At 55.9% G+C, this 13,401-nt stretch carries 9 protein-coding genes; 1 reads left to right on the forward strand and 8 read right to left on the reverse strand.

Annotated elements, in window-relative coordinates; genetic code table 11:
• Positions 1 to 171: 171 nt before the first annotated feature.
• The 4 genes from TRIHO_RS20390 to TRIHO_RS20405 form a co-directional block, all read right to left on the reverse strand.
• On the reverse strand, positions 172 to 2,874 hold the full coding sequence (locus TRIHO_RS20390; protein WP_068248204.1) for an AAA family ATPase: 2,703 nt from the start codon (positions 2,872 to 2,874) through the stop codon (positions 172 to 174).
• Positions 2,875 to 2,983: 109 nt separating this feature from the next.
• Positions 2,984 to 5,260 carry an nSTAND3 domain-containing NTPase gene (locus tag TRIHO_RS20395; protein WP_082705256.1) on the reverse strand — a complete coding sequence of 759 codons (2,277 nt, stop codon included), beginning with the start codon at positions 5,258 to 5,260 and terminating at the stop codon, positions 2,984 to 2,986.
• Between the two features lie 364 nt (positions 5,261 to 5,624).
• Entirely contained in the window at positions 5,625 to 6,239 is a 615-nt protein-coding gene (gene scpB, locus TRIHO_RS20400; protein WP_068248212.1) for an SMC-Scp complex subunit ScpB, read from the reverse strand.
• 2 nt (positions 6,240 to 6,241) lie between these two features.
• Positions 6,242 to 7,126 carry a DUF1403 family protein gene (locus tag TRIHO_RS20405; RefSeq protein WP_068248215.1) on the reverse strand — a complete coding sequence of 295 codons (885 nt, stop codon included), beginning with the start codon at positions 7,124 to 7,126 and terminating at the stop codon, positions 6,242 to 6,244.
• A 113-nt stretch (positions 7,127 to 7,239) separates the two neighbouring features.
• Here TRIHO_RS20405 and TRIHO_RS20410 point away from each other — a divergent pair, with 113 nt between their 5' ends.
• A complete protein-coding gene (locus tag TRIHO_RS20410; protein ID WP_102875841.1) occupies positions 7,240 to 8,349 on the forward strand; it encodes a tyrosine-type recombinase/integrase in 1,110 nt (369 codons plus the stop codon).
• 12 nt (positions 8,350 to 8,361) lie between these two features.
• Here the strand turns inward: TRIHO_RS20410 and repC are convergent, their stop codons facing one another.
• From repC to TRIHO_RS20430, 4 genes are all read right to left on the reverse strand, one after another.
• The gene (gene repC / locus TRIHO_RS20415) at positions 8,362 to 9,642 is read right to left on the reverse strand and encodes a plasmid replication protein RepC (protein WP_082705257.1); all 1,281 of its coding nucleotides are present in this window, start codon (positions 9,640 to 9,642) and stop codon (positions 8,362 to 8,364) included.
• A gap of 160 nt (positions 9,643 to 9,802) precedes the next feature.
• Entirely contained in the window at positions 9,803 to 10,798 is a 996-nt protein-coding gene (gene repB / locus TRIHO_RS20420) for a plasmid partitioning protein RepB (RefSeq protein ID WP_068248219.1), read from the reverse strand.
• A gap of 103 nt (positions 10,799 to 10,901) precedes the next feature.
• The gene (gene repA, locus TRIHO_RS20425; protein WP_068248223.1) at positions 10,902 to 12,113 is read right to left on the reverse strand and encodes a plasmid partitioning protein RepA; all 1,212 of its coding nucleotides are present in this window, start codon (positions 12,111 to 12,113) and stop codon (positions 10,902 to 10,904) included.
• A gap of 494 nt (positions 12,114 to 12,607) precedes the next feature.
• Positions 12,608 to 12,946, reverse strand: coding sequence for a DUF736 domain-containing protein (locus tag TRIHO_RS20430; RefSeq protein ID WP_017470241.1), 339 nt, complete (start codon positions 12,944 to 12,946; stop codon positions 12,608 to 12,610).
• Between the last annotated feature and the right edge of the window lie 455 nt (positions 12,947 to 13,401).

A 13,401-nucleotide genomic window follows, 5' to 3' on the forward strand; every position in this document is an offset into this window, starting at 1 on the left:
GACCAATTGGGTTCGCGTTGTAAGGCCCACATCGACCAAGCGACAAGAACGGCCCTCTGCGGACATTCAGCGCCCCACAATTAGGCCCCCGGAAGCTGACATTGGTGCAACTCGCAGCAATACTCTCTATCGAACGATTGGGATGAACCAACTTAGCCTACTGACGCAACATCAAAGGAACTCTGGCACTGGACCTTTCTCATACTGATGCCCTTTCTCAAGAATGGCTTTTCGCTCTGAGACCTTCTCGTAAAAATTTCTCAAAGCATGAAAGTCTGCATCGATGTCGACTTTAGTTGGCAGGTCTTGCGGCAAGTCTGCAGCCCTATCGTGCCCGGAGTAATGCGAGCATCGCTTCATTCCCTCGAATATCGCCGGGTAATCATCTGAAGGATGATAGCAGGCATGTTTAAGACTTTGGGTCATTACACCTGGCTGGAAACGCTGGATGGTACCGTTGAATAGGATTTCTTCAACAATCCGCTCCCAAGTCTCGCGCATCAGAGTATAGACGGCTACGAGTGAATCGCGAAATTCCTGAACCACCGGATCATAACCGTCCTTGTACAATTTGGTTTTAGCTTCGTTGAGTTCGCCGATACGCTGCTTTGCCTTCTTGGTATGGTTCGGCTTACCCGAGTCATCAATAATCCCGAACTTGGTTCCACCTAGACTCGACATCCATTCGGTATGGCAGGGAATATTGGCACGTCGCGCCTCATTCTCGATCATGTAATGAAACATGATATTGTGCGTAAAGATGATGACCTGGCGCCCAGCCATGGCCTCAGCCACAAGCCGCTTTGCCACAGCTTCCATTCGGGAGTGATCCAGAGAGGAAACCGGATCATCGACTATAATGCCGTGTTCGGCACCAACCTCGATCAGTTCGGCTAGGAAACATGACAACGCGAGCGCTCTCTGCTCACCCTCGCTGAGCACATCGCTGTTGTTCGCCACACGCTGATGAGCAGTCAGGCCAACTTCAATAACACTGTCTGGGCCCGCACTGCGGTCTGAAAGATCGATGGGAATATGCGAGAGCTTGAGAGTATCCAGTTCTTTTGTGAGCTGCGTTTTCAGGCTCTTGGTCAAAATGACACGGCGACGGGCCGTGAGCTGGCGCGCAATGGGGCCTGACAAACACAGCTTGCGCGCCTCCTTGATCTTGAGTCGCTCCACGAGCTGCTTGAGCCGGGCGACCATAGTTTCGATGTCCTCACTCAACTTCTTTTCATCTTTGAGCTCCGCCTCTTGGGATGCGAGCGTTTTCATACGCTCTTCATCGGCATCTGCATTTTTCAGAGCATCGATCTCCGTCTGCAGTTCTTCCAGCGCTGCATCGATCTTTTGGGTGAGATCGGCTTGGACAGCTTCTAGAGTATCCGCCCCATCAAAAGTGCCCGCTTCGATCATCGCCTTCACCGCCTCAAGACGCTTAGCAAGAACACTGTAGCCAAGCGCAATCTCATCGACAAAAGCCTGATGGTCATCGCTCAACCCGCCATAAACGCCCAGAAGCGCTTTGGTTTGTTCCGCTGTGCCAAGGCGGAGGGCATTGATGGAAGCAACAAGCACCTCGTAGTCGTTTGTGGCTTTCTGACTGTCGTTGGCAGTGCGCCCAGAAATATACTCATCGAACTTGGCCATCCGTGATGCCGCGTCATCCTCCAAGGGTTGCTGGCAGAGGACGCAGGCTTCGCCAGTGGCCAGCTTGGGGTCATCGCGCACAGGGAAAGCTTCACCGGCAAAGTCGCGGGCATAGATCAGCATCTTTCGCCAGGATTCCGAACCGATTTCCGGGATCGGCATCCCTTCTCCCAGACCTTGGGCTGCTGCCTTGGCCGCCTCGGCCTTTGTCGTCATATCGGTGTGGGCATCTTTGATCTTAGCGATGCCATCATCGGCAAGAAGTCCAAGGTGACCGGAAAGCTCGGTCTTTATATTCTCTAGCTCCTGCTTCGCCGATCTGTGAGACCGCAGCCGCACCTTAGGATCATCGCGAATTTCATCGCTGACGCTCTGGAGAGCGGCCTCCTTTTCATCATTCCATACGGTGAGCGCGCGCAGGTCCGCTTCATCGGGAAGATAGGCTAGCTCTGTTTCAGGGACGAGTTTTGCAAGAGCCTGCGAGACAGCGGTGCCATCCGTATAACCAGCAGGCAGTGGCGCACGGATCGCCACATCTATCCCGTTTTCTCGAACCTCAAAATCACCGTCCAGCGCCTTTGCTGCCAGAGCGAGCTTGTTCAAAAGATCGAGCTCATATGGTAAGAATTCAACCTTGCGGTCCTTGTCTACGTAAACGCGCGCTGTCGCCGTATCGAATACGGATATCCTTGCTAATTCTGCCGGAGGCGGATCGCCGTGTCGCCAGGTTGTCTCTTGGCGCGCGGGTTCGTCGCCTTCCATGCCGAACGCAAGGTCAACTTCTGGAGGGTCGGCTGCGGCGGCCTCATAAACATTTCCTTTGAGGTCCTGAGGACTGAGAGACCTGCAAAGCTGTTTGGCTATTCGACAGTAGCCGCTCTTACCTGATGCATTGGCACCGTAAACAAGTGTCATCCCATTTTTCGCGAATTTGATCGGAGGCTGGTCGCTTGCTAATCGGTCTACCCGACGGACAGGTCCAATCGCACCAAGAATTGTGCGTGGGGCGTCGGCTGCCGGATCAGATAGGTGCTCTGCAGCTAGGGGAGTAACCGCAGCGACTTCGTCGTCGATCAGTTCGGTTGCCTTCTCAATAAGCCTCCGTAGGTCCGACAAGTCTTCCTTGCTCAACTCGCCTGTTGTCGCCAGTCGCCGAAGCGCATCCTTTTGCCAATCGGGCCGTACTTCTTGATTTGACCAAGTAATGAGCTCCTCAAACGCCATTTAACTATTGTCCTTATGAATGCCGAACAGCGATGCGCCGCTGTAGGTTCGCCACAAGCTAAGCCAAGTGGCCGTTACAAGAAAACGCAGAATCGTCGGAGCAAGAGAATTATTTAGAAAAAGTCGAAAACAAGCTTACGAGGTCTTTGTCGGAAAACTCTGCGTCGGGGTTACTATTTTGCCCGCGAGAACTCGGTTGGTATTCATCATAATCAGGCACCTCAATTTCACTGATTTTTTCTTGCACCACCCTTTTCGCAGTTTCAGCACTGCGACCAGTGTGCTGCGCAATGAACTCCAGCATCTCTAGGTGCTCATTCAGCTCACTTTCGGAAGAAAGGTCAGAGATTCTTTCTGAAATCTCATCAAACTCATAGTCAATCGCGGAGTTGATCGCGTCCTCGATGGGTCTGAGATCAATAGCGTCACCAAAGTACTCGGCTATGGCGTCATTCACGGCGACCAACTCGTCCATCGGAACGCCGGTTTCGATTGCCGTCATCAGAACGGCTTTAACTGCTGTTAGCAGTTCTTCTTTGCCGTCAACATCATCATCGACAAAGCTTGAAATCCTCCAATGAAGCTCTGGCAATTCTCTGGAATCTCGTGACGCATCTACCTCAAGGATATCGCTCTTCAAAACTGAGATTGCGGCATCGAGAAAATCACGGTGGCCAGAGTGCTCAAACAGATCGAGCAGAAGAGATCCGCGATCTGCTATAGCGAGGTCATCGAGTTCGCGGTACCAATAATTGTACTGCTCCGACTTCACCTTTGCGAAGTTGGGAATTTGGTCCAGTTTGTTCGCGAACTCGCAGAATTTTTGCGCCAGTGTTTTCAGTTTATCGGGTTCGGTCTGGAACGCATGCTTCATGTGGCTCCACAGATTCTGAGCCCATTCAGCTCGAACACAAAGAGTTGGGAGCAGGCCCAGAAAGTCTCCATCAGTTAAATGCTCTTTTAGAAAGTCGCGGACTGATGGGTTCACAAACCGTACCCGGTTCCCGGATATAGCAACAAAACCAGACTCGAGTGATTTAAGAGCTTCTTCGAAGTCCTCTGGCTTTGACGGCTGTGAATAGTGTTCGCAAATCTTATTATGTATCGCGTTGAAGTTTTCCCGCAGAACCTTGATGGATTGGCGATACTGATTGCCAAAGTAGAGAGCCACAAGCAGATTCTGGCAGCGCATACTGAGACTGCGGTATGCCTTGGCCCAGAGCAGCGATGGATTCTCTAGGATCTTAAAGGCAAACTTTGGATAGGCGGATGGTTCCAAGTCCTCAGGACACTCCGCAGCAACATGCGCAATAAGGCGCGGATTGTAGTTTGGGTGGTCGACGATCTTCTTGAGCCAATCATCCTGAAGCAGAGCTTTTATATGGTCACCATTCAAATCTGACGCTGCAAGATGGTTGAATAAGATACGCGCCTTGATTGAGCGATTATATTGGCCAACATCCAGCAAAAATTTTGAAAGCTGGAAGCGGCCCTCATCCATATGATCTGAAAGCCGTCGTGCTTCCTCAAAAATGTGGGCCCGCGTCGTAAGAATGAAACGAGAGTTTTTCGAAGCTCTAACCCGTTTCACAAATCTCGCCAGTTGCCCATCCCGTTGAACAAGCGCTTGGCGATCGAGCTCAATCTGACCGAGAAAATCGTCAAAGAAGAAGATGGTTCGCTTTTCCTCATCGAGTTTGGCAAAGCCATCGTCGAGAGATCTTATCGCGCAAAATTGCCAATCGTCATTGAGATAGTGATAGGTGAGCATTTTGGCCAGCGTGGTCTTCCCCACCCCTGGCGGGCCAGACACAACGAGGACGCGATGTCGTTCGAGCTTTTCAAACGCGGCGTCAAAACTTGGGTTACGAACATAGACTCGCAACTCGCCCAAAATTTCAGCTTTGGTCGCTGCCGTGTGGGCCTCAAGACCTGACTGCAGCACTTTCTCCAAAACTGCCGTACTGGTCATCCAGAGTTTCAGATGTGCCTTTTCAATGTCGGGGTGACGCTTCAGCGCGGCCTCAATGTCTTCCGCTCCCCAAATGTCTTCCGGACTTTTTAGGCGATCACCTAACACATCTGCCAGTTCGTCGCTAAGTGCAGGTGTCAAAGATTGAGACGTCAAGAAAATGTAACGACTTGGTTTCAGAAGATCGATCTTCGGCACTTCCTTTTTCAAAGCCGACTTCAACTGAGAAAACGTTGAATTCAGATAATGCTTGCACTGAAGAATGGTCGACTTAGGACCCTTGGAATGCCTGCCATCGACACCGCCATCAGCGCCCGCGCCAAACGCAGAAAAGCGCTGACCGGTTTCAGCTTGCAGGATATCACGACACAGATCCTCAAAATCCGGAGGTGACAGATTTCCAAGCCTTTTCATGTCACAACCCCACCAACTATTTTGTTAATAAGTCTACACTACCAGACCTGCAATTGGATGAGAAAGTCAGCCTAGTCCACAATAAGGAGGGGCCACTGCCGATGCACATCCTATCCTCCTGAGAATGTCTGCTTAACTAACAAATCAAGTGAAACGATACCAGTGCAGCGAATGGCTTCTTCCCGCCCACGACGACGAGGAGGGAATACCCTGTCGCCAATAGATGCATGAGGCTTCGTTTGGAAATCCTGAAACGATTATCACATTGTAATCGTGCGGCTTTCTTGGCGCGCAGATGAATCGTTACATGGCAAATGAAACGATAGGCCGAACGGTGGACTTCACGCTCAGCATCGGCATCTCGTTACCCGTAATCGATTTGTGGCGCTTCGCCCACGACACCCGCATCCGCCAACTGCTCACGATCTGGAAGATCGCGCAGACTTTCCATCCCGAAGACGACCAAGAACTGCTCGGTGGTCACGAAGGTATAGGGCGCCCCTCGCCGAGGGGACCGCGGTCCCGTCCCGATCAACTCGCGCGCATGCAGCCGACCGATCAGGTCGCGGCTGATCTCCTTGCCGAAGATATCCTTGAGCCCGTCGCGGGTGATCGGCTGGTGGTAAGCGATGGCCGCGAGGACCGCGACGTCGAATTCATTCAAGTCCAGCAATTTGTCACCGACATCTGCCGCAGCGCGGATCGCGGACGCATAGACGGGCCGCGTCCGGAACATCCAGCCGCCGGCGACCTCGGCGATCTCGAAGGCCCGCCCCTCCAGATCGGCGGCGAGGTCCTCGACGAGCAGATCAACCGACGCCCCCTGCCCCACCACGCGGGCGAGATCTTCGCGCGGCACAGGGGATGCAGAGGCGAAGAGAACTGCCTCGATCCGGCGCATCCATTCCCGCCAGCGCAGATCGGGCGGCAGGTCGGTCAACTCGCGATCAAGCTCCGTCTCAGGGCGATCCTTTGCCATTGCTACACCCCGTATAGCCGGAACGTGTCGCGCCCGGTCAATTCGCGCACCACGCCGAGATCGACCAGCCGGTCACACAGCCGCCGCGCGGCGCGATCCGGCAAAGGCAAGGCCGATGGCGCAACCGCATCGTGGGTCAGGAACATTTCGACCGCGTCGCCCGCCCCCTTGGCCCGCAGCTTGGGTGCGACCGCGTTCAGATGCGCCGCCCGACGCGCGAGATCTATTGCGAGGCGCACCGCTTCGACCACCGACGAGACGAGCGCGCGATGACTGGCCAGGCGCAAGTCGTCCCCATGCTTGCGCAAGTCCGCGCGTTTCAGTCCCGTGGCCAGCAGCGGCACAAGATGATCCCAACCGAGCGTCTGCGCGAGCACGGCATCCGCGAAGACCAGCGCGGGCACCTCGGCACGGGGCGCCTCCGTCAGGACCGTCTCCAGAACCATCGCGGCACGGCTCACCGGCGCCCCTTTCCCCGCATCAAGCCATGCAGCAATCTGGCGCGGGTCGAGGCTCGGCAAAGCACGACCGAGAGCCTTGATCGACACCGGCCGCTCTGCAGCACGCCGCCAAGCCAGGTAGGTTTCTCCGGCTGGTCCGGGAAGATCGCCCGGGCGCATCAGGAGCACCGCATCACGCAACTCCCCTGCCCGCTCCGACCGTCCGGAAAACGCGACACAAGCCTCTGCGGCACGCAGCGCGAGCCGATCCCGCAACAAGGCTTGGGGCACTTCCTCGCGTCCCAACACAAGATGCAGGTGGTTCAGCGCCGCGCCCGACAAAAACGCAACATCTTCAAGGGCTTCAGCGCGTGCAGAGGTGACCCAGGCAGACATCCGGGGTAACGTATCAAAGTCGCTAATGTGATCCGGACGGGCAAATGTCATGACCAAAGCCTACACTTGCGCGGCGCTTTATACCAGAAAATAGCGCTTTAACCGCCTCACCTTGCCATTCTCATTTACGTCCAATAAGTTTACATTATCGGACATGAATAGATATGCTCAGCGACATGTCGGAAAACAACGAGAAATCGATCTCAAAGCCGCCAAATGGGCCTTCGGTCAGCGAGGACAACGAGAGAGATCATCCCAGCAGCGAGGCTTTGAGCCTTCCTTCCTTTGTGGCTGGTTCAGGCACGCTCGATTGGCTGGTGGACACCGCACGCGACTATGCCCGCGCCGCGGCCTCGGACAATACATTGAAGGCATATGCAAAGGACTGGGCACATTTTGCACGCTGGTGCCGGATGAAGGGCGCGGAGCCGCTGCCGCCATCACCCGAGATGATTGGGCTCTACCTTGCGGACCTGGCGTCCGGAGCGGGCCCCGCCCCTGCCCTATCGGTCAGTACCATCGACCGCCGCCTGTCGGGCCTTGCCTGGAACTATGCGCAGCGCGGGTTCACACTTGATCGCAAGAACCGTCACATCGCCACCGTGCTGGCAGGGATCAAACGCAAACACGCCCGTCCACCGGTACAAAAGGCAGCGATCCTGGCCGAGGACATCCTCGCGATGGTGGCCACCCTTCCTTTCGACCTGCGCGGGCTGCGGGATCGGGCCATCTTGCTCCTCGGCTATGCGGGTGGGCTACGTCGGTCGGAAATCGTCAGCCTCGACGTGCACAAAGACGACACACCGGATTCCGGCGGTTGGATCGATATCTTCGACAAGGGCGCCCTGCTCACCCTCAATGCCAAGACTGGCTGGCGTGAGGTCGAGATCGGCCGCGGGTACAAGGATCAAACCTGCCCCGTACATGCGCTTGAGCAATGGTTGCACTTCGCAAAGATCGACTTCGGTCCAGTCTTCGTCGGCACCTCGCGGGATGGCATGAAGGCAATGAATACCCGGCTGAACGACAAACACGTTGCACGCCTGATCAAGCGCACCGTGCTCGACGCCGGTATCCGGTCAGACCTGCCCGAGAAAGAACGGCTCACGCTCTTTTCCGGTCACTCACTGCGCGCCGGTCTGGCCAGTTCCGCAGAGGTCGATGAGCGCTATGTCCAGAAACAACTCGGCCACGCCTCGGCCGAGATGACCCGCCGCTATCAGCGGCGCCGCGACAGGTTCCGGGTAAACCTGACCAAAGCCGCCGGTCTCTGAGCCTCTGCCCTATCACGCCGCCTGCCCACTGAGCCTACCATAGAAGCTGCGCTCGAGATGCAGCTCCCCTGCCCCGGCTTTCTCTACCATGCCCCGCAGATAGCCGCCCGGCGAGGCAACCTCGCCCGCACTGTGCTTCTCAAAGACGAGGGCAAACGCGGCCGTGGCCACCTGGGTGCCCATTCGGTCCTGCGCCACGTTCCAGGCATGCTCAGAGATCCCGATCATCGGCCTGAGTTGACCGGCAACCCGGTGCAGATCGCCCCAATCCTTGAGGAATCCACCCAAATTCCGCGCCCAGGACGCGAATTCCGGACAGGCCTGCATGATTGTCGGCAGGTCGAGCGCTGTGCGCTTCTTGCGCACCTCGGCAACCCAGTCTTCCAGCTCCCTATCAACCCGCTCTTCCGGTGGCGCATTGGGCACCACACCCGCCGCTTCCTCTTTTTCAGAGGAATTACTAGTTACAGGATCAAGTTGATTTGTAATTAGTATATGAGGTTCGGAAATGACCTCCCTGGGGTTCATTTCTTGAGTCTTCTTCGTGACTTGGGTATCGTTATTACCGGTGTTTTCCACAGGTTTCGCCGCGCCCGTCGCTTTGAGATAGGCCGCCTCAACCCGTTCCTGGAGTTCCTTGAACCATGTGAGCAAGCGCACCAGCTGTTCGGACGCTTCGTGTCGGCGCGGTAGCCGGTCGAGAAGCTCCTCGAAAAGCCCCGTGAATTGCCTCCAGGGCCCACGCAGCGCGCTGCTGAGAGCTGCCTCGATCCGGGCTCGGATCATCCGGCGCGCCACAGTGATCTGGCGCTTCAGGCGCTGGCAGAGTTCGCGCTCGGCCTGCAACTCGGTATGAAGTCCCTCGAACTCCTCGACACGGGCGGAAAGCGGTGACAGATCGAAGCCATAGGCCTCGACGATACGCCCCTCAGCGTCCCTGCGGCCCCACCGCTTGCCATTGGGGCTATCCTGGAAGGAGATCACGCCGATCTCAGCAAGACGCCGCGCGTGGCGCTTGAGGGCCGATAGCGAAAAGCCCGTCTGCTCCATTAGATAAGCGTTCGACGCCCAGACGATCGGACGCTGCCCCTCCTCCCAATCCTGGGCCTGCGTGAAGGCCCCGAGCGTGTCGAGGAGCATCATGTCGCCGGCTTTCAGGCCGATATGTGCCCCCACGCGCTTGAGTGCCACGAAGGCCCGTGTTTTGGGTATTGCTACCCGTTCACCGGCTTGGGCAAGTTGCTCAGCAACCCCAAGACCCGGTGTCGGCTTGCGCCAACCTGTATGTTTCATGCCTGTTTCTCACCTCCGGTTAGTTGGAGGCAAAAGAAAGCCGTTCGCTCAAAAGCGTTCGTCGTTGACAGTGATTCGTGGGAGAGGTATCTTCTAAGCGACCAAACTTTTCAGATTAGCTCTCAGGCCACACTGCTTGGGGGCTTTTCTTTTGCCTAGATCATTGTTCCGATTGCTCCTCTTTTGTCGCGAGGAAATCGCTGTAGAGCTGATCCAGTCGACCGGAGAGAAAGTCCCCGAACTCGGTTGAATCTTGCGCCGTTAGCGAAATACTGAATGCCTTACCGGACCGCCCGATGACGCCTTTGATGCGGCCTTTGCCGGCGGTCCAGGTGCGTTTTTTGGGCGCAGCGCGTGCTTTACGGCGCTTCGGCGCCCTGCCGGCTTCTGCCAGTTTGCTGTGCAAGAACTCGAAGCGAGCATCACTATCGAGATGCTGAAACCCGTCAAACTCCAAGGCTTCTTTCAGGATCTTGTCATTCGCGGGCTCCAACGCCAGCTTTTTGAAATCCTCCCAACGATCCCGTCCGATCTGCTTGGCTGGGCCAATCTGCTCGATAACGTCCCGCGGAACGTTCTGAGCCACTGAGAGCATGCGCGAAAGCAGTGTCCCATCAATGGTCAACGCAGCTTGGATCACATCCTTTGCCTGCCCCATATCCAAGAGATTCTTCGCGAACAGCGCCTTCTCGATGAACGAGAGATCTGCGCGCGCCGTATTTTCCTGCCCTTGAGCAAGAATGTGCGCCACATCGTCCATTGGTTTGACAACAGCGCGAACCTTACGGTTGAGCGCCGATGCAACTCGCACGCGGCGATGCCCGAAGACAATCATATAGCGGCCGTCTAATTCCGGATGCGGGCGAAGCAATACTGGTGTGTCCTGGCGGCCGGCAGCGATCGATGCCTTCAGTTCATCGAACGCCTGGTCGTCATCGCTGAGGCGATCCGAGACAAAGGACACGTCGATCAATTGTGGATCGATCTCCACAATCGTTTCCCCTTCGAGGAGACGCTTCGAGTTCTCCGCGAGGCTGTCGATTGAAACTTTCATCGACTTCGAAGCACCGCGCATTGCGTATCCAGAGCGGCCAGAATCCTTGGGTTGCTCCGGGGAACCGCTCATGACGCTTTTCAGGAGGTCTTTCCGAGCCATCAAGCAATCTCCTTTTCGTCAGAATCCAACCGACGCGCACCAAACATTTCGACAGTTGCACGGCTGTCAAAACTGGCGCTCTGCACGGCTGTCAAAACCACAGTCATTCTCGCCCCCAAGCCTTGTGGATCAGCTCTGCGATCTCGTCGTTCACGTCGTTCAAAGAAGTGACAGCGCGATCATAGGTGGTCCGGACGAACTGCGACCGCTCGACTTCATAGAGCGTCTGCTTCGTGATCCCTGCGTCGGATATCGCGGTTGATTTCAACACCGGAGCCGAAAGCATCTGATTTGGAAACATTGCCTGGAGGAACCCGACCATCTGCTTTTGGGGGCCGTCCGTCGGTTCAAATCGCGTTACCAGGTAACGGAACCACTTCAGGCGCATGTTTGCTCCAGCGTCTCGGATCGTCTTCATGATCCCGCCCAACATCAGAAGAAACTGGCTCATCGACATGACGTCCAGCATCTGAGGATGGACGGTCACAATCACCGAAGATGAGGCCGTCAGAGCGGTGAGCGTCAGGTAGCCCAACTGAGGGGGGCAGTCGATTACGACCACATCATAGCGCTCATCGACCTCGCCGAGCGCTTTGGATATCCGAGTGAAGAAGGTTCGGCCCTCATGGGGGTCCCTGCTCGTCAGTGCAACCGGGGTATCATATTCGTACTCTTGCAGTTCGAGGCTTGCCGGAACGATATCCAGATTTGGAAAGTTTGTCGGTCGGATTACTTCGGAGATGGGCTTGCGCTCGTCATCATACCGGAGTGTCTCATAGAGCGATGGCACGTTGTCGAGTTCAGGCTGAATACCGTGCAAAGCTGTCAGCGAAGCTTGAGGATCCAAGTCGATCGCAAGAACGCGATGCCCCTTCAGCGCCAAATGCTGAGCGAGATGAGCTGCGGTGGTGGTCTTTCCGCTGCCCCCTTTGAAGTTCACGACAGACACAACGTGCAACTCTTCGCCAGGCTGTCGGTAGGGCACATATCGACGCTTGCCGGGCCGACCATGTTTGTCCAGATAAGCTCTCAGCTCGAGCATCTGCTCCGCAGAGTAGCTACGCCTTCCGGATGACGACGTTTCAGGCTCGGGGCCTTTGCCCTCGAGGTGAAGCTTCTTGATGGTCGACTGGGTTACGCCAAGATAGTAGGCAACCTCCGCCAGCGAAAACTGACGTAGACCTTTCTGGGCATCTGGAGGATACTGTTCCTGCCGCAACATATTGAGACGGTCAGAAATCAACTCTCCCTGCTGAAGGATGATCTCGTCGAAGGGTTGATCCTTCGTATCAGCCGTAAATGACCTATCTCGCATCCGCCTGCCCTCTAAATATCGCTTTTTCAGCGATTTCGCTCTTTAAAGTGTCATCTACACGGAAAAATGAGTCTTAACAACGATTTTCACCCAGAGGTTCGAACCCACTCGATGCACTAGGCGGTTTAGATGCGGCGACAACCTGTAGCGATCACGGAACACCGCGACTCAATATATAGGGACAATAGCGACATCTTCGACGCAGATATTGGGTCATGTCTCGCGGCGATGCCTCTGTAACCATCTGTTTTATATTGAATTTATGCGACTGCACGGCTGTCAAAACACATGCAGATCTAGGACTCGAAACGCCCGACAGTACCTCGAAGCCTAGGGTGCCAAAACGAACAGTATCGGCCGGGCCTTACAAACGGACTATGATCATTTGCTGCCGTTCCACTCTTCAATCACGGCAGACCAACATATAACCAAGTCGCTTCAGGGGCATAGAAGGCAGCGGAAATCGGCTGGGTTGCCCCAGCCGATTCTTTGCGTCACGCGGCGTCTTTGGGACCCCAGGGGATGACGGCCTGCAGGGACAGATCGTCCTGGTTCGCGGCCTTGCCGAGGTTGGCGTTGAAACCGTGGTCGCGGATGGTCAGCGTGTAGTAGTCGGCGCCGGTCTCCTTGTTCTGCTTCTTCCAGATGCCGCCGCACTCGACCAGCTTGCCGCGCGGGGAGCGACCGAGGACGCGGTGCGTGGGGGCCATCGGGTTCGTGCTCGCGACGGGTTCGACCGTGATGTCGAGGTCGAAGGTCAGGGTCGAGATGGAGCCGACGCCCTTGGCGGTTTCGATGTCGGCGCTGGTGAATTTGATGCAGTTCGTGGTCATTGCTCTTCTCCTTGTTTGCGTTGCAATGATGGTCACCTTGCAGCTGGCCAAGGCCCGGCCACACCGAAGGCGAAGCGCAGCGGAGAGGGGCAGGCGCCGGTCTTTTTGCCTCGCGAGGAATGACCCGCAGGGTCAGGGGAAAAAGATCGGCGACAACCTTTGTGGACGGGACGACAGCTGCGACCAGCATGTCATGCAACTCAGACATCGGGAGAAGCGCGGTGGCCGCGAAGGAATGTGGGTGAACAGACGAGAGAGATGCCGCAAGAAGTAGGGATTGTCTTCTCGCCCATCCAAACTTCAAGACTCTTCGAAGACCAAAGCCGTCAGATCACAAATCGATGGCAACGGCAGAGCATTCGCCCATCCTTCCGTGGCATCACAGGGGCGTTTGCGTTCGCATTCGGAGATGCAGGCGTCTAGATACCATCGAGTTGCTAGACACTCATCCGCTC

Source organism: Tritonibacter horizontis (genome assembly GCF_001518015.1).
Classification (GTDB): Bacteria; Pseudomonadota; Alphaproteobacteria; order Rhodobacterales; family Rhodobacteraceae; genus Epibacterium; species Epibacterium horizontis.